The sequence below is a fragment of the Streptomyces sp. C10-9-1 genome (assembly GCF_024497955.1).
In the GTDB taxonomy this organism is placed as follows: domain Bacteria; phylum Actinomycetota; class Actinomycetes; order Streptomycetales; family Streptomycetaceae; genus Streptomyces; species Streptomyces sanyensis.
This window is the reverse complement of sequence record NZ_JANHKP010000003.1, coordinates 105,909-127,911: the sequence shown is the minus strand read 5'-3', so window position 1 is coordinate 127,911 and position 22,003 is coordinate 105,909. Positions and strand designations below refer to the sequence as shown.

20 protein-coding genes and 1 pseudogene are annotated in these 22,003 nt (G+C 73.8%); 19 read left to right on the top strand and 2 right to left on the bottom strand.

Features of this window, described 5'->3' with window-relative positions:
• Nucleotides 1-65 precede the first annotated feature (65 nt).
• The gene (locus NPS70_RS05120; RefSeq protein WP_256522803.1) at nucleotides 66-1,487 is read left to right on the top strand and encodes a sugar porter family MFS transporter; all 1,422 of its coding nucleotides are present in this window, start codon (nucleotides 66-68) and stop codon (nucleotides 1,485-1,487) included.
• Between the two features lie 201 nt (nucleotides 1,488-1,688).
• Complete coding sequence (gene ftsY / locus NPS70_RS05115) at nucleotides 1,689-2,915, top strand: signal recognition particle-docking protein FtsY (RefSeq protein WP_256522802.1); 1,227 nt, start codon at nucleotides 1,689-1,691, stop codon at nucleotides 2,913-2,915.
• 84 nt (nucleotides 2,916-2,999) lie between these two features.
• On the opposite strand, the gene NPS70_RS05110 is transcribed toward ftsY, so the two are convergent.
• Nucleotides 3,000-3,665 carry a bifunctional DNA primase/polymerase gene (locus tag NPS70_RS05110; protein ID WP_256522801.1) on the bottom strand — a complete coding sequence of 222 codons (666 nt, stop codon included), beginning with the start codon at nucleotides 3,663-3,665 and terminating at the stop codon, nucleotides 3,000-3,002.
• Between the two features lie 426 nt (nucleotides 3,666-4,091).
• Here NPS70_RS05110 and NPS70_RS05105 point away from each other — a divergent pair, with 426 nt between their 5' ends.
• The 5 genes from NPS70_RS05105 (at nucleotide 4,092) to ffh (ending at nucleotide 11,951) form a co-directional block, all read left to right on the top strand.
• Nucleotides 4,092-5,567 carry a hypothetical protein gene (locus NPS70_RS05105; RefSeq protein ID WP_256522800.1) on the top strand — a complete coding sequence of 492 codons (1,476 nt, stop codon included), beginning with the start codon at nucleotides 4,092-4,094 and terminating at the stop codon, nucleotides 5,565-5,567.
• A 372-nt stretch (nucleotides 5,568-5,939) separates the two neighbouring features.
• Nucleotides 5,940-7,298, top strand: coding sequence for an ammonium transporter (locus NPS70_RS05100; protein ID WP_256522799.1), 1,359 nt, complete (start codon nucleotides 5,940-5,942; stop codon nucleotides 7,296-7,298).
• Nucleotides 7,295-7,633 (top strand): P-II family nitrogen regulator, encoded by a 339-nt coding sequence (locus tag NPS70_RS05095; protein ID WP_256522798.1) that lies wholly within the window; start codon nucleotides 7,295-7,297, stop codon nucleotides 7,631-7,633. The genes NPS70_RS05100 and NPS70_RS05095 overlap by 4 nt, the downstream gene beginning before the upstream one ends.
• A gap of 128 nt (nucleotides 7,634-7,761) precedes the next feature.
• Nucleotides 7,762-10,212 (top strand): [protein-PII] uridylyltransferase, encoded by a 2,451-nt coding sequence (locus NPS70_RS05090; RefSeq protein ID WP_256522797.1) that lies wholly within the window; start codon nucleotides 7,762-7,764, stop codon nucleotides 10,210-10,212.
• A gap of 188 nt (nucleotides 10,213-10,400) precedes the next feature.
• Nucleotides 10,401-11,951: a signal recognition particle protein gene (gene ffh / locus NPS70_RS05085; protein WP_256522796.1), complete on the top strand. Its 1,551-nt coding sequence runs from the start codon at nucleotides 10,401-10,403 to the stop codon at nucleotides 11,949-11,951.
• Between the two features lie 74 nt (nucleotides 11,952-12,025).
• Here the strand turns inward: ffh and NPS70_RS05080 are convergent, their stop codons facing one another.
• Nucleotides 12,026-12,886, bottom strand: coding sequence for an SAM-dependent methyltransferase (locus tag NPS70_RS05080; protein ID WP_256522795.1), 861 nt, complete (start codon nucleotides 12,884-12,886; stop codon nucleotides 12,026-12,028).
• 809 nt (nucleotides 12,887-13,695) lie between these two features.
• Between NPS70_RS05080 and NPS70_RS05075 the strand changes: the two genes are divergently transcribed.
• From NPS70_RS05075 to NPS70_RS05020, 12 genes and pseudogenes are all read left to right on the top strand, one after another.
• Nucleotides 13,696-14,289 (top strand): hypothetical protein, encoded by a 594-nt coding sequence (locus NPS70_RS05075; RefSeq protein WP_256522794.1) that lies wholly within the window; start codon nucleotides 13,696-13,698, stop codon nucleotides 14,287-14,289.
• A gap of 358 nt (nucleotides 14,290-14,647) precedes the next feature.
• A complete protein-coding gene (gene rpsP / locus NPS70_RS05070; protein ID WP_256522793.1) occupies nucleotides 14,648-15,085 on the top strand; it encodes a 30S ribosomal protein S16 in 438 nt (145 codons plus the stop codon).
• Between the two features lie 2 nt (nucleotides 15,086-15,087).
• A complete protein-coding gene (locus NPS70_RS05065; protein ID WP_071267134.1) occupies nucleotides 15,088-15,327 on the top strand; it encodes an RNA-binding protein in 240 nt (79 codons plus the stop codon).
• A 148-nt stretch (nucleotides 15,328-15,475) separates the two neighbouring features.
• Nucleotides 15,476-16,084 (top strand): ribosome maturation factor RimM, encoded by a 609-nt coding sequence (rimM, locus tag NPS70_RS05060; protein ID WP_256522792.1) that lies wholly within the window; start codon nucleotides 15,476-15,478, stop codon nucleotides 16,082-16,084.
• Nucleotides 16,081-16,902, top strand: coding sequence for a tRNA (guanosine(37)-N1)-methyltransferase TrmD (gene trmD, locus NPS70_RS05055; RefSeq protein ID WP_256522791.1), 822 nt, complete (start codon nucleotides 16,081-16,083; stop codon nucleotides 16,900-16,902). The genes rimM and trmD overlap by 4 nt, the downstream gene beginning before the upstream one ends.
• 128 nt (nucleotides 16,903-17,030) lie before the next feature.
• Nucleotides 17,031-17,381, top strand: coding sequence for a 50S ribosomal protein L19 (gene rplS, locus NPS70_RS05050; RefSeq protein ID WP_256522790.1), 351 nt, complete (start codon nucleotides 17,031-17,033; stop codon nucleotides 17,379-17,381).
• A gap of 79 nt (nucleotides 17,382-17,460) precedes the next feature.
• Nucleotides 17,461-18,246 (top strand): signal peptidase I, encoded by a 786-nt coding sequence (gene lepB, locus NPS70_RS05045; RefSeq protein ID WP_256522789.1) that lies wholly within the window; start codon nucleotides 17,461-17,463, stop codon nucleotides 18,244-18,246.
• Nucleotides 18,239-19,313 (top strand): annotated as a pseudogene (gene lepB, locus NPS70_RS05040) (signal peptidase I); the annotation flags it as partial. The gene lepB (NPS70_RS05045) and the pseudogene lepB (NPS70_RS05040), both read left to right, overlap by 8 nt.
• A gap of 10 nt (nucleotides 19,314-19,323) precedes the next feature.
• On the top strand, nucleotides 19,324-20,136 hold the full coding sequence (gene lepB, locus NPS70_RS05035; RefSeq protein WP_305885504.1) for a signal peptidase I: 813 nt from the start codon (nucleotides 19,324-19,326) through the stop codon (nucleotides 20,134-20,136).
• A gap of 148 nt (nucleotides 20,137-20,284) precedes the next feature.
• A complete protein-coding gene (gene lepB / locus NPS70_RS05030) occupies nucleotides 20,285-21,025 on the top strand; it encodes a signal peptidase I (RefSeq protein ID WP_256523058.1) in 741 nt (246 codons plus the stop codon).
• Entirely contained in the window at nucleotides 21,015-21,539 is a 525-nt protein-coding gene (locus NPS70_RS05025; protein WP_256522788.1) for an NUDIX hydrolase, read from the top strand. The genes lepB (NPS70_RS05030) and NPS70_RS05025 overlap by 11 nt, the downstream gene beginning before the upstream one ends.
• A gap of 55 nt (nucleotides 21,540-21,594) precedes the next feature.
• The gene (locus NPS70_RS05020; RefSeq protein ID WP_055510545.1) at nucleotides 21,595-21,903 is read left to right on the top strand and encodes a DUF2469 domain-containing protein; all 309 of its coding nucleotides are present in this window, start codon (nucleotides 21,595-21,597) and stop codon (nucleotides 21,901-21,903) included.
• Nucleotides 21,904-22,003: the final 100 nt, after the last annotated feature.

The following is a 22,003-nucleotide window of genomic DNA, read 5'->3' as shown; positions in this document are numbered from 1 at the left end:
GCTCTGCCTCGCACGAAGGGCTTGTCCGTCATCCGGCGACGCTGCCGGTGACCCCAGGAGTACACGTGACCAGCACTGCGCAGCCCCCTGCGGGACCGGACGCCCGTCGGGCGCGCCCCGACCATCTCGGGCATGTCGTCTTCATCGCGGCGTCCGCCGCCATGGGCGGTTTCCTCTTCGGCTACGACAGCTCCGTCATCAACGGTGCCGTCGAGGCCGTTCGGGACCGCTACGGGATCGGCTCGGGCACGCTGGCGCAGGTCATCGCCGTCGCCCTCATCGGCTGCGCGGTCGGCGCGGCCACCGCCGGCCGGATCGCCGACCGCATCGGCCGCATCCGCTGCATGCGGATCGCCGCCGTGCTCTTCTGCGTCAGCGCCGTCGGCTCCGCGCTGCCCTTCGCCCTCTGGGACCTGGCGATGTGGCGCGTCGTCGGCGGCTTCGCCATCGGCATGGCCTCCGTCATCGGCCCCGCCTACATCGCCGAGGTCTCGCCGCCGGCCTACCGCGGCCGCCTCGCCTCCTTCCAGCAGGCGGCGATCGTCATCGGCATCGCCGTCTCCCAGCTGGTCAACTACGCCATCCTGCGGATGGCGGACGGCAGGCAGCGCGGCGAGATCGCCGGCCTGGAGGCCTGGCAGTGGATGCTCGGCGTCATGGTCGTCCCCGCCGTCCTCTACGGCCTGCTCTCGTTCGCCATCCCCGAGTCGCCGCGCTTCCTCGTCTCCGTCGGCAGGACCGAGGCGGCCAAGGCGGTCCTGGGGGAGGCCGAGGGGCGCGGCACCGACCTGGACGCCCGGGTGGAGGAGATCCGCCTCGCGATGCACCGCGAGGACCGGTCCACCTTCCGGGACCTGCTCGGCGGCGGCTTCCTCTTCCTCCCGGTCGTCTGGATCGGCATCGGGCTGTCGGTCTTCCAGCAGCTCGTCGGCATCAACGTGGCCTTCTACTACTCGGCCACCCTCTGGCAGTCGGTCGGCATCGACCCGAGCGGCTCCTTCTTCTTCTCCTTCACCACGTCGATCATCAACATCGTGGGCACGGTGATCGCCATGGTCCTGGTCGACCGGGTCGGCCGCCGGCCGCTGGCCCTCGTCGGCTCCTGCGGCATGGCGGTCGCGCTGGCCCTGGAGGCCTGGGCCTTCTCCGCCGAACTGGTCGACGGCAGGCTGCCCGGGACGCAGGGCGTGGTGGCCCTCGTCGCCGCGCACGGCTTCGTGCTCTTCTTCGCCCTCTCGTGGGGCGTCGTGGTCTGGGTCCTCCTCGGCGAGATGTTCCCCAACCGCATCCGGGCCGCCGCGCTGGGCGTGGCCGCCTCCGCCCAGTGGATCGCCAACTGGGTGATCACCGCGACCTTCCCGAGCCTCGCCGAGTGGAACCTCTCGGGCACCTACGTGATCTACACGGTCTTCGCCGTGCTCTCCGTCCCCTTCGTGCTCAGGTTCGTGAAGGAGACCAAGGGCAGGGCGTTGGAGGAGATGGGCTAAACCCCGCTGCCCCGCTCCTCTGCACCGCCCCGGCTCCGCGCGTGAGCCGGGGCGGTCCGCTGCCCCGTCCCGCCGCGCGGCCGGGAGGGCCACCGTCCCGCCGGTCCCGCCGCCGCTGCCCTCCCGCGCCGCGGCCGGCCCGCGACGCCCCGCACCGCGGCGACCGGCCCCTTCCCGGGTGTCGCGCATACTGGACGGACCATGGAAATCGTCATTCTCGCTGTAGTCATCGCCCTGGTCGCGATCGGCGCCATCAGCGGGCTCGTGGTCAGCAGCCGCAGGAAGAAGCAGCAGCTGCCGCCATCGGCACCGCCGAGCACGCCGACCATCACCGCTCCGCCCGCCGAACCCCGTGTCGGTGACGAGGCGGAGACACCGCGGGACGAACCCCGCCGCCCTCTCGACGACGTCGGCCTCCCCACGGCCGAGGAGGCCACCGGCACCCCGGTCGCCGTCGAGGACCCGGTGGTGGCCGAACCGGTCGCCCCGGAGATCGAGATCCCGGAGCCGACCGCCGGACGGCTGGTCCGGCTGCGCGCCCGTCTCGCCCGCTCCCAGAACTCCCTCGGCAAGGGCCTGCTCACGCTCCTGTCGCGCGAGCACCTCGACGAGGACACCTGGGAGGAGATCGAGGACACGCTGCTCACCGCCGACGTGGGCGTCGCGCCCACGCAGGAGCTGGTGGAGCGGCTGCGCGAGCGGGTGAAGGTGCTCGGGACCCGCACCCCCCAGGAGCTGCGCACCCTGCTCCGCGAGGAGCTGCTCGCGCTGATCGGCACCGAGGCCGACCGCGCCGTGCGCACCGAGTCGGGCACCGACACCCCGGGCGTCGTCATGGTCGTCGGTGTCAACGGGACCGGCAAGACCACGACCACCGGCAAGCTGGCCCGGGTCCTCGTGGCCGACGGACGCTCGGTGGTCCTCGGCGCCGCGGACACCTTCCGCGCCGCGGCCGCCGACCAGCTGCAGACCTGGGGCGAGCGCGTCGGTGCCCGTACCGTGCGCGGCCCGGAGGGCGGCGACCCGGCCTCGATCGCCTTCGACGCGGTCAAGGAGGGCATCGCCGAGGGCGCCGACGTCGTCCTCGTCGACACCGCCGGACGCCTGCACACCAAGACCGGTCTCATGGACGAGCTGGGCAAGGTCAAGCGCGTCGTGGAGAAGCACGGTCCGCTGGACGAGGTGCTGCTGGTCCTCGACGCCACGACCGGCCAGAACGGGCTCGTCCAGGCCCGGGTCTTCGCCGAGGTCGTGGACATCACCGGCATCGTGCTCACCAAGCTCGACGGGACCGCCAAGGGCGGCATCGTGGTCGCGGTCCAGCGCGAGCTGGGCGTGCCCGTGAAGCTGGTGGGCCTCGGCGAGGGCGCGGACGACCTCGCGCCCTTCGAGCCCGAGGCGTTCGTCGACGCGCTGATCGGCGACTGAGCCCCGTACCCCCGGAATGCCCGAGGGCCCCGCGACCATCGGTCGCGGGGCCCTCGGGCATTCCGGGGGAGACGAGGGGCCGTGTCAGCAGGCCCGGGAGCGGTGGCAGATGTAGGCCAGCGTCCCGAGGAGCAGCCGGGCCTCCGGAGGGGAGGTCGCGGTGTCGGGCTCCGGGGCGCGCAGCCAGCTGACCGGACCGCGGCCGCCCCGGTCCGAGGGCGGCGCGGTGATGTGGTCGCCCGGCCCCAGGCAGTGCAGGTCCAGGTCGGCGTCGTCCCAGCCCATCCGGTACAGCAGTCCGGGCAGCGAGACCGCGGCGCCCGGCGCCACGAGGAACTGGCAGCGCCCCTCCGGGGTCAGGGCCACGGGGCCGAGGGGCAGCCCCATCCGCTCCATCCGCACCAGGGCCCGCCGGCCGGCCGCCGCCGCCACCTCCAGGACGTCGAAGGCGCGGCCCACCGGCAGCATCAGCGCGGCGCCGGGCACCTGCGCCCACGCCCCGCCCGCCTCGGCCAGGGTCGCCCCGGGGGGCACCTCCCGGGCGAAGTCCAGCGGATGCGCGCCCGGCCGCTCGCAGTGGGGGGAGCCGCAGGAGCAGCGCCCGGCCACCGCCCGTGCCCCGGGGACCACGGCCCAGCCCCACAGTCCCGTGTACTCGGCCACCGCGGTGGCCTCCGTCGTGCGCCCGCGGCGTCTGGCGCCGGGCCGGATCAGTCCGATCCCCCGGGTGCCGCCGATCGTGAAGCCCATGCCCCCTCCAACGGGTCGAGCGCGCCGGTGGTTACGACCTGGAGCCCCGCGGTTACGCTGCGTGTCCGATCGACTCGTACGGGTGGCGCGTGATGGTGTCCGGGGGAGTGCGCCGGGCGACACGCGCCCGCGGCTGCAACCGTGCAACAACCCTGGATCGTGCTGTGTCAAGTCAATCGCGCCTGGCCCGGGATGGGTTCACTCGGAGGGGTGGCGAATGGTGGCGTTTCTGCAATCCCACTCGCTGCGCACGTGATCGTAGGATTACTTTCGGTATGCGAGCCTGCAATTGCAGTTCGGTTCCGGGTATGCCGCAGGCAACCCGACGGGCTGTTCCGCACGGTGCAAGCGGGGGACCGGGTGCCGCAACACGCGGCATTCTGGTAGGGGTTCGGGTGGCGAAGTCGGACGGATGGGGGCATTCCTGTGAGCGGCAGCGGGGCAGACGGTACGAGCGGCACCGGCAAGCGCCCCAACGAGAAGCTGAACTCGTGGTTCCTGCGCAGCGGCTGGTCGAAGGGCGAGCTGGCGCGCCAGGTGAACCGCAGGGCGCGTCAGATGGGCGCGCACCACATCAGCACGGACACCTCCCGGGTCCGGCGCTGGCTCGACGGCGAGCAGCCCCGCGAGCCGATCCCCCGCATCCTCTCCGAGCTGTTCTCGGAGCGCTTCGGCAGCGTCGTCGCGATCGAGGACCTCGGCCTGCGCACCGCGCACCAGGCGCCGTCCGTCTCCGGCGTCGACCTGCCGTGGGCCGGTCCCCAGACGGTCGCCCTGCTCAGTGAGTTCTCCCGCAGCGACCTGATGCTCGCCCGCCGCGGCTTCCTCGGCACCTCCCTCACGCTCGCCGCCGGCCCCGCGCTGGTCGAGCCGATGCAGCGCTGGCTGGTACCCACTCCCGGCGGGGACCAGCCCCGCGCCCCGGAGGGTGCCTCCGTGCGGCGCCCCCGGCTCTCCGGCCCCGAGCTGGACCTGCTGGAGTCCACCACCGCCATGTTCCGCCAGTGGGACGCCCAGTGCGGGGGAGGGCTGCGCCGCAAGGCCGTCGTCGGCCAGCTCCACGAGGTCACCGACCTGCTCCAGGAGCCGCAGCCCGCCGCCACCGAGCGCCGCCTGTTCCGCTGCGCCGCCGAACTGGCCGAGCTCGCCGGGTGGATGAGCTACGACGTCGGGCTCCAGCCCACCGCGCAGAAGTACTTCGTGCTCGCCCTGCACGCGGCCAAGGAGGCGGGGGACAAGCCGCTCGGCTCCTACGTCCTGTCCTCGATGAGCCGCCAGATGATCCACCTCGGCAGGCCCGACGACGCCCTGGAGCTCATCCACCTCGCCCAGTACGGCAGCCGCGACTGTGCCACCTCCCGCACCCAGGCCATGCTGTATGCGATGGAGGCCCGGGCGTACGCCAACATGGGCCAGCCCAGCAAGTGCAAGCGGGCCGTCCGCATGGCCGAGGACACCTTCGCGGACGCCGGGCTCGACGGCGAGCCCGAGCCGGACTGGATCCGCTTCTTCTCCGAGGCCGAGCTCAACGGCGAGAACGCCCACTCCTACCGCGACCTCGCCTATGTCGCCGGACGCAGCCCCACCTACGCCTCGCTCTCGGAGCCGATCATGGAGCGCGCGGTGGAGCTTTTCAGCCGCGACGCCGAGCACCAGCGGTCGTACGCACTCAACCTCGTCGGCATGGCCACCGTGCACCTGCTCAAGCGCGAGCCGGAGCAGGCCACCTCGCTGGCCGACCGGGCCCTCGGCGTCGCCCGGAAGGTCCGCTCCGAGCGGGTGAACACCCGGCTGCGCAAGACCGTGGACACCGCGGCCCGGGACTACGCGGACGTGGCCGACGTCGTCCGGTTCACCGAGCGGCTGACCGCCCAGCTCCCCGAGACGGCGGAGGCCGTCTGACACCCCCCCGACAGCCCCGCACCGGCCCACCGGCGGCCGGGACCGCGGGGCAGCACACCCCGGCCGCGGTATCCGCCCCGAACCATCCGACTCGGCTCCCCCCGTGCCAAGTCATCCGGGCGGGTGCCGCGGCCGGACCGTGACGTGGGCAGATGGTACGTCCGCCGCCCCCGGACGATCAGCCTGTTCATGGCGGCGTAACACGCCGGACCTCTTCGTCACTGCGGTGAAACATCGGGTGGCCCTTGCGGAAACCGCGCTGCGCCAACCTCATGGCGCAAAGGGGGCAGCCGGCCCGCCCCCGCAAGGCACCGCCCGCAGTCCGCCGAGGCTCCGCCCCGCACGCGGCCGCACGACGACGAGGAGACGCCGATGCCCCCAGGCATCTCGACCCTTGCCGCAGACGCCCCCGAGCTGTCTGCCGCCAACACAGGGTTCATGCTCATCTGTTCCGCCCTGGTGATGCTCATGACACCGGGTCTCGCCTTCTTCTACGGAGGCATGGTCCGCGTCAAGTCCACCCTGAACATGCTGATGATGAGCTTCATCAGCCTCGGGATCGTCACCATCCTGTGGGTGCTCTACGGCTTCAGCATGGCCTTCGGCACCGACATCGGCTCCGTCGTCGGCTGGAGCGCCGACTACGTCGGGCTGAGCGGCATCGGCGTCAACGAGCTGTGGGACCCGACCACCATCCCGGTGTTCGTCTTCGCCGTCTTCCAGCTGATGTTCGCGATCATCACCCCCGCGCTGATCAGCGGCGCCCTCGCCGACCGGGTCAAGTTCACCGCCTGGGCCCTGTTCATCGCCCTGTGGGTCACCGTCGTCTACTTCCCCGTCGCCCACTGGGTCTGGGGCTCCGGCGGCTGGCTCTTCGAGATGGGCGTCATCGACTTCGCCGGCGGCACCGCGGTGCACATCAACGCCGGTGCGGCCGCCCTGGGCGTCATCCTCGTCATCGGCAAGCGCATCGGCTTCAAGAAGGACCCGATGCGCCCCCACAGCCTGCCCCTGGTCATGCTCGGCGCGGCCCTGCTGTGGTTCGGCTGGTTCGGCTTCAACGCCGGCTCCTGGCTCGGCAACGACGATGGCGTCGGCGCCGTGATGTTCGTGAACACCCAGGTCGCCACCGGCGCCGCCGTCCTCGCCTGGCTGATCTACGAGAAGATCCGCCACGGGGCCTTCACGACCCTCGGCGCAGCCTCCGGCGCCGTCGCCGGCCTGGTCGCCATCACCCCCGCCGGCGGCTCGGTCTCCCCGCTCGGCGCCATCGCCGTCGGCGCGATCGCGGGCCTGGTCTGCGCCATGGCCGTCGGCCTGAAGTACAGGTTCGGCTACGACGACTCCCTCGACGTCGTCGGCGTCCACCTCGTCGGCGGCGTCATCGGCTCCCTGCTCGTCGGCTTCTTCGCCACCGGCGGCGTGCAGTCCGACGCCAAGGGCCTCTTCTACGGCGGCGGCGTCGACCAGCTCACCAAGCAGGCCGTCGGCGTGGTCGCGGTCCTGGCCTACTCCCTGGTCGTCTCCGGCCTCCTCGCCCTCGTGATCCACAAGACGATGGGGATGCGGGTCGACGAGGACGACGAGATCTCCGGCATCGACCAGGTCGAGCACGCCGAGACGGCCTACGACTTCAGCGGTGCGGGCGGCGGCGCCTCCTCGCGCAAGGCCGTGCCCGCTCCCGCGGAGACCGCCGTCGCCGCGGCAGAATCGAAGAAGGTGGACGCATGAAGCTCATCACCGCAGTCGTCAAGCCCCACCGGCTCGACGAGATCAAGGAAGCCCTCCAGGCCTTCGGGGTCCACGGCCTGACCGTCACGGAGGCCAGCGGCTACGGCCGCCAGCGCGGCCACACCGAGGTCTACCGCGGCGCCGAGTACACCGTCGACCTCGTGCCCAAGATCCGCATCGAGGTCCTGGTCGAGGACGAGGACGCCGAGCAGCTCGTCGAGGTGATCGTCAAGGCGGCCCGGACCGGGAAGATCGGTGACGGCAAGGTCTGGAGCGTCCCGGTCGACACCGCGGTCCGCGTCCGCACCGGCGAGCGCGGCCCGGACGCCCTGTAGGACGGCCCGCACGGGGCGGCGCGGTCACACCGGTGACCGCGCCGCCCCGGCCCCGTCCGGGGACCCGCCCCGGACGGGCCGCGGGGCGCCCGAGCCGCCCGCACGACACGAGACGAAGGAGCGCAGCAGTGACGAGCCCCCACCCGGCCGACGCCGCCGAGGACGCACCCGGCGGATACGCGGCGGCCCGCCTGCGCCTCCTCAACGGCACGGCGCCCTCCGGGCCCGCGCGCCGCTCCGCGCTCGCCGCCCTCACCGACGACTGGCTCGCCGCCCTCTTCGCCGCCGCCGCGGCCGAGAGCGGGGTCCGCGGCGCGGCCCTCGTCGCCGTCGGAGGCTACGGGCGCGCCGAACTCTCCCCCCGCAGCGACCTCGACCTGCTGCTCCTCCACGACGGCAGGGCGGACGCCGCCGCCGTCGCCGCACTCGCCGACCGGATCTGGTACCCGGTGTGGGACCTCGGGCTCGCCCTCGACCACTCCGTGCGCACCCCCGCCGAGGCCCGCGCGGCCGCCGCCGAGGACCTCAAGGTCCAGCTGGGCCTGCTCGACGCCCGGCCGGTCGCCGGAGACCCGGCCCCGGTCTCGGCCCTGCGCACCGCCGTCCTCGCCGACTGGCGCAACCAGGCCCCCCGCCGCCTGCCCGAACTGGACGCCCTGTGCCGCGAGCGCGCCGAGCGGCAGGGCGAACTCCAGTACCTCCTCGAAGGCGACCTCAAGGAGGCCCGCGGCGGGCTGAGGGACCTCACCGCCCTCCGCGCCGTCGCCTCCTCCTGGGTGGCCGACGCCCCCCGCGAGGGGCTCGCCGAGGCGCGCGGCGTCCTCCTCGACGTCCGCGACGCCCTGCACCGGACGACCGGACGCGCCACCGACCGGCTCAGCCTCCAGGACCAGGACCAGGTCGCCGAGGAGCTCGGCCTCCTCGACGCCGACGCGCTGCTGCGCACCGTCTACGAGGCCGCCCGCACCGTCTCCTACGCCCAGGACGTCACCTGGCGCGAGGTCCACCGGGTCCTGCGCTCCCGAGCGGCCCGCCCCCGGCTGCGCGCCATGCTCTCCGGCGCCCGCGCCCGGCGCCCCGAGCGCACCCCGCTCGCCGAAGGCGTCGTCGAACAGGACGGCGAGGTCGTGCTCGCCCTGGCCGCGCGCCCCGACCGCGACGCGGTGCTGCCGCTGCGCGCCGCCGCCGCGGCCGCCCAGTCCGGGCTCCCGCTGTCCCGGCACGCCGTCCGCCGCCTCGCCGCCTCCGCCGCCCGCCTGCCCACTCCCTGGCCCGCCGAGGCCCGCGAGGAACTGGTCACCCTGCTCGGCGCGGGCGAGAGCACCGTGCCGGTGTGGGAGGCGCTGGAGGCCGAGGACCTGATCACCCGCTTCGTGCCCGACTGGGAGCGGGTGCGCTGCCGCCCCCAGCGCAACGCGGTGCACACCTGGACCGTGGACCGCCACCTGGTGGAGACGGCCGTCAGGGCCGCCGCGCTCACCCGCCACGTCGGCCGCCCCGACCTGCTCCTGGTCGCCGCGCTGCTCCACGATATCGGCAAGGGCTGGCCCGGGGACCACTCCCAGGTCGGGGAGACGATCGCCCGGGACATCGCCGCGCGGATCGGCTTCGACCGCGAGGACGCCGAGGTCCTCGCCGTACTCGTCCGCCACCACCTGCTGCTGGTGGAGACCGCGACCCGCCGGGACCTGGACGACCCGGCCACCGTGGAGGCCGTCGCCAAGGCCGTCGGCTCCGTGGGCACCCTGGAACTGCTGCACGCCCTCACCGAGGCGGACGCCCTGGCCACCGGACCCGCCGCCTGGTCCTCCTGGCGCGGCTCCCTCGTCGCCGACCTGGCCCGGCGCGCCGCCGCCGCGCTCGCCGGGGCCTCGGCCGGGGAACCCGAGGAGGTCGAGCCCAGCGCCGAGCAGGAGCGGCTGGCCGTCGAGGCGCTGCGCACCGGCGAGCCCGTGCTGGCCCTGCGCACCCAGCCCGCGGAGGTGCAGGACGGTGCCGAGCCCGAGCCGGTCGGCGTGGAACTGCTCATCGCCCTGCCCGACCAGCCCGGGGTGCTCCCCGCCGTGGCGGGCGTGCTCGCCCTCCACCGGCTGACCGTGCGCGCCGCCGAACTCCGCTCCGTCCGCCTGCCCGGCGTCACCGGCGGCGAGGGCGCTGCCCTGGTGCTCGACTGGCGCGTGGCCGCCGAGTACGGCTCCCTGCCCCAGGCCGCCCGGCTCAGGACAGACCTCGTCCGCGTCCTCGACGGCAGCCTGGACATCCGCGCGCGGCTCGCCGAACGGGAGGCCGCCTACCCGCGGCGGCGCGGGATCACCGCCCCGCCGCCGCGGGTGAGGGTGGCCCCGGCCGGGTCGCGCCGCGCCACCGTCATCGAGGTCCGCGCCCAGGACGCCCCGGGGCTGCTCCACCGCATCGGGCGTGCGCTGGAGGGCGCGGGTGTACGGGTGCGCAGCGCCCATGTCTCGACCCTCGGCGCCAACGCCGTGGACGCCTTCTACGTCACCGGCACCGACGGCGCCCCGCTGGAGCCCGGCCGGGCCGGGGACCTGGCCGACGCACTGGGGAGCGCGCTGCGCTAGCGTCGGCGGCGCGTGCCCGGGACGCCCGGGAGCGGCCGGGCGCGGCGACGGCCCCGCGGGGGCGCCGGCCCCGCTCCCGGGCGCCCGAAGCCGACCGCACCCGCGGGGCTGCTCCCCATCCGCGGTGTCCGGATACCCTGGGGGGCGATTGTCCGCCCGCCGCCTACACCCGAGGACCCGCGACCGCCGTGTTCGACACCCTCTCCGACCGCCTTGCAGCGACCTTCAAGAACCTCCGGGGCAAGGGCCGCCTCAGCGAGGCCGACATCGACGCCACGGCACGGGAGATCCGTATCGCGCTGCTGGAGGCGGACGTGGCGCTCCCGGTGGTCCGGGAGTTCATCAAGCAGGTCAAGACCCGGGCCCAGGGCGCGGAGGTCTCCAAGGCGCTGAACCCCGCCCAGCAGGTCGTCAAGATCGTCAACGAGGAGCTCGTCGGCATCCTCGGCGGCGAGACCAGGCGGCTGCGGTTCGCGAAGACCGCGCCGACCGTGATCATGCTCGCGGGCCTCCAGGGCGCGGGCAAGACGACGCTCGCGGGCAAGCTGGGCCTCTGGCTCAAGGCGCAGGGGCACTCGCCCCTGCTGGTGGCCTGCGACCTGCAGCGCCCCAACGCCGTCAACCAGCTCTCGGTGGTCGCCGAGCGGGCGGGCGTCGGGGTCTACGCCCCCCAGCCGGGCAACGGCGTCGGCGACCCGGTGCAGGTGGCCAAGGACTCCGTCGAGTACGCGCGGACCAAGCAGTACGACGTGGTCGTCGTCGACACGGCCGGCCGCCTCGGCATCGACCGGGAACTGATGGAGCAGGCCGCGGACATCCGCGACGCGGTCGGCCCCGACGAGGTCCTCTTCGTCGTCGACGCGATGATCGGCCAGGACGCGGTGAACACCGCGGAGGCCTTCCGCGACGGCGTCGGTTTCGACGGCGTGGTGCTCTCCAAGCTCGACGGAGACGCCCGCGGCGGCGCCGCGCTGTCGATCGCGCACGTCACCGGCAAGCAGATCATGTTCGCCTCCAACGGCGAGAAGCTGGACGAGTTCGACGCGTTCCACCCGGACCGCATGGCGTCCCGCATCCTCGGCATGGGCGACATGCTCTCGCTGATCGAGAAGGCCGAGCAGACCTTCAGCCAGGAAGAGGCCGCCAAGATGGCCTCCAAGCTGGCGAGCAGCAAGGGCAAGGAGTTCACGCTCGACGACTTCCTGGCCCAGATGGAGCAGGTCCGCAAGATGGGCTCCATCAGCAAGCTCCTCGGCATGCTGCCCGGCATGGCGCAGATGAAGGACCAGATCAACAACATCGACGAGCGCGACGTGGACCGCACCGCCGCGATCATCAAGTCGATGACCCCGGGCGAGCGCCAGGACCCGACGGTCATCAACGGCTCGCGCCGCGCCCGTATCGCCCGCGGTTCCGGTGTCGAGGTCAGCGCCGTGAAGAACCTGGTGGAGCGGTTCTTCGAGGCCCGCAAGATGATGTCGCGGATGGCCCAGGGCGGCGGCATGCCGGGGATGCCCGGCATGCCCGGCATGGGCGGCGGACCGGGGCGGCAGAAGAAGCAGCAGAAGCAGGCCAAGGGCAAGCGCAAGAGCGGCAACCCGATGAAGCGCAAGGCGGAGGAGGCGGCTGCCGCCGCCCGCCGCGAGGAGGCGCAGCAGGGCGGCGCCTTCGGGCTTCCCGCCGGTGAGCCCGGCAAGGACTTCGAGCTGCCGGACGAGTTCAAGAAGTTCATGGGCTGAGAGGCCCCCGCCGGGGCGCGGCGGTCCGGGCAGGGCACACCCCCGGACCGCGGCCCCCGGCCACGGAGGTCCCCTCAGGGCGTCCTGGCGATCAGGTACCGGAACACGTTCGGCATCCAGACCGTGCCGTCGGGCCGCCGGTAGGGGTGCAGCGCCTCCGCGAGCTCCTTCGCCACCCGGTCCCGGTCGCTCGCGCGCAGCGCCGCGTCGCACGCCCCCGTCGACAGCAGGCCGCGCACCGCGCTGTCGGTGTCCGCGTAGCCGAAGGGGCAGGCCACGCGGCCCGATCCGTCCGGCCGCAGCCCCGCCCGGGCCGCGACGTCCTCCAGGGAGTCCCGCGCGGGTCCGGGCCCCGGGAGCGCCGCTCCCCGCGGCCGCACCGCGGCCCCCGCGGCGCGCAGCACCCCGGAGGTGGCGCACCGCTCCGGCGGTCCCCACCCGGTGAGCACCACCGCGGCGCCGCGCTCGCACAGCGGCACGGCGCCGTGCACCGCCGCGGCCAGCGCGTCGGCGTCCTCGGGTGCACCGCCCATCGGCTGGAAGGCCGTGACCAGGGTGTACGGCGCCTGCCATCCCTCGCGGGCCTCCTGCGGGCCGCCCGCGACCAGCCGGGCGCCGCCGGGCCCCCGGTCCCCGGCTGCCAGCCGTTCGCGCGCCAGCGCCAGCCGCGCCCCGTCGGTGTCGGCGCCGGTGACGAGGGCGCCCCGCGCGGCGGCGATCAGCAGGGCCAGACCGGAACCGCAGCCGAGCCCCAGCAGCCGTGTGCCCGCGCCGACGTCGAGCCGGTCGTACACCGCCTCGTACAGCGGCACCAGCATCCGCTCCTGGATCTCGGCCCAGTCCCGGGCCCGTTCGCACGCCGGTGCCGCCGCAGCAGCCTGTGATGAGGACGCCGACGCCGTGCGGGGCCGGTGCCGGACGAGCGTGGATGCCATCAATACGCCCCAATCCGCCGAGAGAGTCGCGTGTGTTCCGAGGGCCGCCCCCGTGTGCGTCCGCGCCCGGTCCCCCCACGCCAGGGAACTGCGCGTGCGCCCCGGCGTCCAGAGGTCGTACGGCACTGCTTGTGCGCCCGGGGTGTGCGCCCCGGGCGGATGGCCGGATTCCCCGGGGTCCCGCACCGCCGCGACCGGGCCTCTGACGCCGGTGAGGCCGCGGTGACGCCGCTGCGCAGAAACTCCGGTCCCGTCGCGGCGCCCGGCCGGCCCGCGCCGCGGCGCTCCGCCCCGACCGCCGCGCCCCGGGCGGTGACCGGGCGCGGCACGGGGCGGCACGCCGGAACGGACGGGGGCGCGCCTGAGGAGCACCGCCCTTCCGCTCCTCGCCCAGTCTGACCCGGCCCGCCGCTGCGGGCACCTCGGGGAGCGCGCGCGGCGGGAGCCGGCGGACGCCGGGGCGGGCCCCCTCCGGTCCGGCCCCCGGCACGTCGCTCCCCGGCCCGCCCTCGGCCTCGGCCCGCCGGCCGGTGGACGGGCGCCGTGCGCCCGGTGGGGTCGCATCGGCGTGCGGCTCCCGCCCCGGCGCCCCGCACCGAGCGGGCTCGCACGGTGCGCCGGGAGGCGGTACGCGCCCCGCCGCGCGCGCCGGTGCTTACGCACCGCCTTGCCGCGAGCTGTGAGGCTTCCGTGCAGTTCGGCGCCGCCCGCCCCGGTCGGGCCGCATCGAGTGCGACTGACGGGTACGTGCAAATTATTTGGGATGCCCCGGAATGGAACCCGAGTGGCCCCCGGCTCGTTGTCACGACGTGAGCACGACACCACCTGTCCTCGCCGCAGAGCTGGCACAGGCGTGGGCCGACATTCAGCGGCACCACCCCGAACTGCCCGATCTTGCCGCGCCCGAGTCCCTGATCGGGGAGTCGTCGTCCGCCTGCGGCGCCGAACTCTCCTTCGAACGGCTGCTCCACGAGGCAGTCCACGGCATCGCCGCCGCGAGAGGGGTCCGCGACACCTCCCGCGCCGGCCGCTACCACAACCGCCGCTTCCTCGCGATCGCCGAGGAGATGGGCCTCGACCACGCCGACGAGCCGCACCCGAGCAGCGGCTTCTCCCTGGTCACGCTCAACCCCGAGGCGAAACGCCGGTACCGTGCGACGATCGAGCGCCTCCAGCGCGCGCTGAAGGCGCACACGGCCGCCACCGCCTCCGACACCAAGCGCACGTTCCGGGGTCCCGCGGCACGCCACGGCTCCTCCGGTGGCGGCGTCCGGGTGAAGGCCGTGTGCGACTGCGGACGCAACGTCCGGGTCGTCCCGTCCGTCCTCGCCCAGGCGCCGATCGTGTGCGGCGGGTGCGGCAAACCCTTCCGCATCCCCGAGGCGCTCGGCGCCACCGGCTGACCGGCGCCGCGGGCATCCCGCCGCCGGGGCCGCTCCGGCGTGCGGCCCCGGGGCCGCCGGCGACCGGGCCGTGCGCCCGGGCCGGGCGGGTCGTCGGCCCTGCCGCGGCAGGGCCGGTACGGGGGCGCGAACCGGCTCCCGCGCGGCACCCGCGGCGGCCCGCCGCGGGTCGGTCCGCGATGCCCCGGGGAGGGTGAGAGGCGGTGCCGTGCATGTGGCACAATGGCTAGCTGTACTCGACAGCCGCACAGGAACCCTCTCGCCTCCGGCTGACGCGTCCATCGGGCACCCGAGTACCGCAACCCCACGTGGCATCCCGTTGTGCCCAACCACGTCAACACCAGGAGACACCACTCCCGTGGCAGTCAAGATCAAGCTGAAGCGTCTCGGCAAGATTCGCCAGCCCCACTACCGCATCGTCGTCGCCGACTCCCGTACCCGCCGTGACGGCCGGGCCATCGAGGAGATCGGGCTGTACCACCCGACGTACAACCCCTCGCGCATCGAGGTCGACTCGGAGCGTGCGCAGTACTGGCTGTCCGTCGGCGCCCAGCCGACCGAGCCGGTCCTCGCCATCCTGAAGCTCACCGGCGACTGGCAGAAGGCCAAGGGCCTGCCCGCCCCGGAGAAGCCGCTGCTGGCCCCGGCCGCCAAGGAGGACAAGCGCGCCTCCTTCGACGCCTTCGCCAAGACCCTCGAGGGTGACGACGCCAAGGGCGAGGCCATCACGCCGAAGGCCAAGAAGGCCGACAAGAAGGCGGACGAGGCCGAGGCCGCCGAGTCCACCGAGGCCTGAGCATGCTCGAGGAGGCTCTCGAGCACCTCGTGAAGGGCATCGTCGACAACCCGGACGACGTCCAGGTGGCCGCGCGCAACCTGCGCCGCGGCCGCGTGCTGGAGGTCCGGGTGCACCCCGACGACCTCGGTAAGGTGATCGGCCGCAACGGCCGCACCGCCCGCGCCCTGCGCACCGTCGTGGGCGCCATCGGCGGACGGGGCGTCCGCGTCGACCTCGTCGACGTGGACCAGGTCCGCTGATCCGCAGTTGAACACCGGCTCGGGCCGGGGGAGGGCCTTCCGCCCTGCCCCGGCCCTTGCCGTTCCATGGGGCCGGGGCAGGGCTCCCGACCCCGCCCGCGGCCACCCGCAACCGGGCAGACCGCCGCGAAGACGAAGAGGGGCAAGCGTGCAGCTGGTAGTGGCGCGGATCGGCCGCGCCCATGGCATCAAGGGCGAGGTCACCGTCGAGGTGCGTACCGACGAGCCGGAGCTCAGGCTCGGCCCCGGCGCCGTCCTGGCCACCGACCCGCCGGCGGCCGGGCCGTTGACGATCGCGACGGGCCGCGTCCACAGCGGGCGCCTGCTGCTGCGCTTCGAGGGCGTCGGCGACCGCACCGCCGCCGAGGCGCTGCGCAACACGCTGCTCATCGCCGAGGTGGACCCGCAGGAGCTCCCCGAGGACCCGGACGAGTACTACGACCACCAGCTGATGGACCTCGACGTCGTCCTCACCGACGGGACACCCGTCGGGCGTATCACCGAGATCAGCCACCTTCCCTCGCAGGACCTCTTCATCGTCGAGCGCCCGGACGGCAGCGAGGTGATGATCCCCTTCGTGGAGGAGATCGTCACCGAGATCGACCTGGAGGAGCAGCGGGCCGTCGTGGACCCGCCGCCGGGCCTCCTCGACGAGCGCGACGCCCTCGTCGCCTCGGCCCGCGAGGCCGCCGCCGGGGAGGGCGCCCCGGCGGACGGGGCCCAGGGCGACGGCGACGCGGACGGGGCCGCCCGGTGAGGCTCGACGTCGTCACGATCTTCCCCGAGTACCTCGACCCGCTGAACGTCTCGCTCGTCGGCAAGGCCCGCGCCCGCGGGCAGCTCGACGTGCGGGTGCACGACCTGCGCCGCTGGACCTACGACCGGCACAGCACCGTGGACGACACGCCCTACGGCGGCGGCCCCGGCATGGTCATGAAGACCGGGCCCTGGGGCGACGCCCTGGACACGGTCCTCGCCGAGGGCTACGAGGAGGGCGCCCGCACCCCCGCGCTCGTCGTCCCCGCCCCCAGCGGCAGGCCCTTCACGCAGGAACTCGCCGTCGAACTCTCGCAGCGCCCCTGGCTGCTCTTCACGCCCGCGCGCTACGAGGGCATCGACCGGCGCGTCGTGGAGGAGTACGCCACCCGGATGCCGGTGTACGAGGTGTCCATCGGGGACTACGTGCTGGCCGGCGGGGAGGCCGCGGTGCTCGTCGTCACGGAGGCGGTGGCCCGGCTGCTCCCGGGCGTGCTCGGCAACGCCGAGTCCCACCGCGACGACTCCTTCGCCCCCGGTGCCATGGCCAACCTGCTGGAGGGCCCCGTCTACACCAAGCCGCCCGTCTGGCGCGGCCGCGGGATCCCCGAGGTGCTGGTCAGCGGCCACCACGGGAAGATCGCGCGGTGGCGGCGGGACGAGGCGCTGCGCCGCACCGCCGCCAACAGGCCCGACCTGATCGAGCGTTGCGACGCCGCGGCCTTCGACCGCAAGGACCGCGAGATCCTCTCCATCCTGGGCTGGGCACCGGACCCGGGAGGCCGATTTTGGCGCAGGCCCGAGGCCGTGGAAGAATAAGCCGCTGCTGTGCGCCCGGCCGGCGCCCCTGCCACAGGGGGAACGACGCCCGCCCGGCCACCGGCACCCCTGATCTCCTCACGACATTCCGTCGATGACCTGTGGCATCGGCGAGGAAGCAGACCACCATGGCTCACCTGCTCGACAGCGTCAACGCGGCTTCGCTGCGCTCCGACATCCCGGCCTTCCGCCCCGGCGACACCGTCAACGTGCACGTCCGCGTCATCGAGGGCAACCGCTCCCGTATCCAGCAGTTCAAGGGCGTCGTCATCCGCCGCCAGGGCGCGGGCGTGAGCGAGACCTTCACGGTCCGCAAGGTCTCCTTCTCCGTCGGCGTCGAGCGCACCTTCCCGGTGCACAGCCCGATCTTCGAGAAGATCGAGCTCGTCACCCGCGGTGACGTCCGCCGCGCCAAGCTCTACTACCTCCGCGAGCTGCGCGGCAAGGCCGCCAAGATCAAGGAGAAGCGCGACAACTGAGCCCCGGCTCCCGTTCGCGCGTGAGCCCCGGCTCACACACGCGCTCGGTCCACAGGGCGGCCGGATAGGCTCGTCCCCGATGGACACCGAAGCACAGCACACGGAGCGCGACCGCTCCCCCGGCCCGGAGACGGGCCCGACGGGGGAGGGGTCGCGCTCCGTGCGTCGTTCCCCCTCCGGCCGCTCCGCCCGGATGTCGCTGCGCACCGCCGCGCTCGCCGGGGTCGCCTGCACGGCCGTCGTCCTGCTGTTCAGCCGGTTCGTGCTCCAGCCCTTCCTGATTCCCAGCGGCTCGATGGAGCCCGCACTGCGCGAGGGCGACCGCATCCTCGTCAACAAGCTGGCCTACGGCGAGGACTCCGGCCCCGCCCGCGGCGACGTCGTGGTCTTCGACGGCGCGGGTTCCTTCGCGCCTCCGGAACCGACGGACAACCCCGTGAGTTCTGTAGTACGAGAGGGGCTGGCGACACTCGGGCTCGCCGAACCGGCCGACACCGACTTCGTCAAGCGGGTCGTCGGCACCGGCGGCGACCGGGTGGTCTGCTGCGACGCGCAGGGCAGGATCGAGGTGAACGGTGCAGCGGTCGACGAGAGCTATCTGTACCCCGGCGACACCGCGTCCGAGGTCGACTTCGACATCGTCGTGCCCGAGGGGCGCCTGTGGGTCATGGGGGACCACCGCAGCAGCTCCCGCGACTCCCGCGACCACCTCGGATCCCCGGGCGGCGGCATGGTTCCCGTCGACCGGGTGATCGGGAGGGCCGAGTGGATCGGCTGGCCCGCCGGGCGCTGGACCTCCCTGGGCGGAACGGACGCCTTCCGGCACGTGCCCGAACCCGACCGGACCGGCGGTGGCCATGGGTAACCGGGGGCGGCGCGCCGGCCACGGTGCGGACACCCGCCTGCCCACCGGGACGCGCCCCACGGACGGGAGGCGGCAGCTGCCCGGCCGCGCCGAGCGGCGCAGGCTGGCGCAGCGGGTCAAGCGGCGGCGCCGACGGTCCGCGATCAAGGAGGTGCCCGTCCTGATCACCGTGGCCCTGCTGATAGCGCTGGGCCTCAAGACCTTCCTCGTCCAGGCGTTCGTCATCCCCTCCGGTTCCATGGAGCAGACCATCCGGATCAGCGACCGGGTGCTGGTCGACAAGCTGACCCCCTGGTTCGGGTCCCGTCCCGAGCGGGGCGACGTGGTGGTCTTCAAGGACCCCGGGGGCTGGCTCCCGCAGGAGGAGAAGCCCGCGGAGGAGGACCCGATCGGGGTCAAGCAGGTCAAGCAGTTCCTCACCTTCATCGGCCTGCTGCCCTCGGACGACGAGCGCGACCTGATCAAGCGGGTCGTCGCCGTGGGCGGCGACACCGTGACCTGCTGCGGGGCGGACGGACGGCTCGCCGTCAACGGCGTCCCGCTGGACGAGCCGTATCTGCATCCCGGGAACACCCCGTCGGACATCCCCTTCGAGGTGCGGGTGCCCGAAGGGCGGATCTTCGTCCTCGGGGACCACCGCTCGGACTCGGCGGACTCCCGCTTCCACCTGGAGGAGGAGGGCCAGGGCACGGTCGCCGAGGACCAGGTCGTGGGCCGCGCCGTGTACATCGTGTGGCCGCTGCCGCACTGGCGGGGGCTGGAGGAGCGGGACACCTTCCGTGCCGTGCCCGACGGGCGCGCCGGGGCAGTGGCCGCGGATGCCCCGTCGCATACCCTGTCCTCCCGGGATCTGAACGGAATGGTCCTGCTCCCGACCCCTGCGGAACTCCCGCTCGTTATGGGAGTGGTGGGCCTGTTCCTTGTACGGGGCAGGCGGTTCGCACGGAGTGAGGAGTGGATGTGGGGGACGTGGCGGTCGGCGCACGGTCCGGGCACGATGATCCCGAGGAGCAGCCCGAGCGGCATCCCGGCACGCACGGGGACGCGGAGGGCGCGCCCGCGGCGGGCGGCGACGAGATGCCGGAAGACGACGGTACGGATCAGAAGAAGCAGCGATCCTTCTGGAAGGAACTGCCGCTCCTGATCGGTATCGCGCTGGTGCTGGCGCTTCTGATCAAGACCTTCCTGGTGCAGGCGTTCTCCATCCCGTCGGATTCGATGATGAACACGCTCCAGCGCGGGGACCGCGTCCTCGTGGACAAGCTGACCCCGTGGTTCGGCTCCGAGCCCGAGCGCGGCGAGGTCGTCGTGTTCCACGACCCGGGCGGCTGGCTCGACGGGGAGCCGGTCCCCGAGCAGAACGTGGTCCAGAAGTTCCTGAGCTTCATCGGGCTGATGCCCTCGGCGGAGGAGAAGGACCTCATCAAGCGCACCATCGCGGTCGCCGGGGACACCGTGGAGTGCAAGAAGGGCGGCCCGGTCAGGGTCAACGGCAAGGCGCTGGACGAGCCCTACCTCTACCCGGGCAGCTCGGCCTGCGACGACCAGCCCTTCGGGCCGTTCAAGGTGCCCGAGGACCGCATCTGGGTGATGGGCGACAACCGCCAGAACTCGCAGGACTCGCGCTACCACATGGAGGACGTCAACCGCGGCTTCGTGCCCGTCGACGAGGTCGTCGGCCGCGCGGTCGTCGTGGCCTGGCCCCTGAACCGGCTGTCGACCCTGCCGGTTCCGGACACCTACGACCAGCCCGGTATCGGCTCCGCCGCGTCGGCCGCCGCGGTGGTGGCGCCGTCCGCCCTGGGCCTCGCGGGCGCGGTGCCCCTGGTGCTCTGGCGCCGCCGCCGGGTGGCCGGCCGCGCTGACGGGAGCCTTCCCGCCGGCCGCTGACGGACGGCTTCCCGCCGCCCGTGGCAGAGGCGGCGGGAAGGCCCGGAAGGGGGCTGACCTCGCACGTACCGCCGGGTAGGGTGCGCCGGGGGCGGAGGAGTCCCCGGGGCGCCCGCCCCGGGGCCGGGAGCCGACCCGGGGAGTGGTGCTGGTGGGCGGGACACGAGGCGACGGAGGCAGCCGTCTGGGCGGCGTCCTGTCCGGGCTCGCGGTGGCGGCGGGATGTGTGCTCTTCCTCGGCGGGTTCGTCTGGGGCGCCCTGGTCTACCGGCCCTACACCGTCCCGACGGACTCCATGGTCCCGACGGTGAACGTGGGCGACCGGGTCCTCGCGGAGCGGGTCGACGGCGGCGACGTCCGCCGCGGTGACGTCGTGATCTTCCGGGACGGCCTGTGGGGGGACCTCCCGATGATCAAGCGGGTGGTCGGCGTGGGCGGCGACGAGATCGCCTGCTGCGGCGAGAGCGGCCGCCTGACGGTGAACGGGCAGGAGATCGACGAGCCCTACCTGCGGGCCTCCGGCCCGGCGGCCCAGGACTTCACCGCCCGTGTCCCCGAGGGGAACCTGTTCCTGCTCGGCGACGACCGCCGCACCTCGCTCGACTCCCGCTCGCACCTGGAGCAGGAGGGCAACGGCTCGGTACCCCGCTCGGCGGTGGACGCCCGGGTCGACGCCATCGCCTGGCCGCTGGGCGGCGGGAGCGTCGAGCGCCCGGAGGCCTTCGCGGCCCTGCCGGGCGGCGTCTCCCAGACCGGACCGATCCGGTGGATGCTCGCCGCCGTTGTCACGGGCGCGCTGCTGATCGCGGGCGGTGCGGCCTACGGACCCGTGGCGGAGCGGATCGCCGCGGGGCGCCGCCGGAGAGGGGAGGCCGCCGGTGCCGCCTGAGACACCGCCCCCGCCGGGCAGCGGCGGCGGCCGCGTCCAGCGCAAGGTCGCCCGTGTCGTCCTGCTGGACCCGCAGGACCGCATCCTGCTCGTCCACGGCTTCGAGCCGTCCGACCCCGCAACCGACTGGTGGTTCACCCCCGGTGGGGGCGTGGAGGGCGGGGAGAGCCGGGCGGAGGCCGCGCTGCGCGAGCTGGCCGAGGAGACCGGCGTCACGGAGGTCCGCCTGGGGCCGGTGCTCTGGCGGCGGCACTGCTCCTTCCCGTTCGACGGACGCCGCTGGGACCAGGACGAGTGGTACTACCTGGCACGTACCTCCCAGACGGCCACCGCGCCCGCCGGACTGACCGAACTGGAGCGGCGGAGCGTCGCCGGACTGAGGTGGTGGACCTCCGCGGAACTTTCCGCGACGCGTGAGACGGTGTACCCGACCAGGCTCGCCGAGCTGCTGCGTACGCTGCTCGACGAGGGGCCTCCGAGTGCCCCGGTGCTTCTCGCGCCCGAAACCGCCTAGCGGCGCGGGCGGCTGGAGCACAATAGGGAGACGCAAGGCTGAAGGGGAACATGCCATGAGCGCCGAGGACCTCGAGAAGTACGAGACCGAGATGGAGCTGAAGCTCTACCGGGAGTACCGCGACGTCGTCGGGCTGTTCAAATACGTGATCGAGACCGAGCGCCGCTTCTACCTCACCAACGACTACGAGATGCAGGTCCACTCCGTGCAGGGCGAGGTGTTCTTCGAGGTCTCCATGGCCGATGCGTGGGTCTGGGACATGTACCGGCCCGCCCGCTTCGTCAAGCAGGTGCGCGTCCTCACGTTCAAGGACGTGAACATCGAGGAGCTCAACAAGAGCGACCTGGAACTCCCGAGCAGCTGACCCGCCACGGGACCTCCTGCGCGGGCCTGCGCACCGGGCCCCCCTTGGCCCCGGGCCTCCGCGCCGCTTCCGGCTCCCGCCCCGGGCCTCCGCGCCGCCT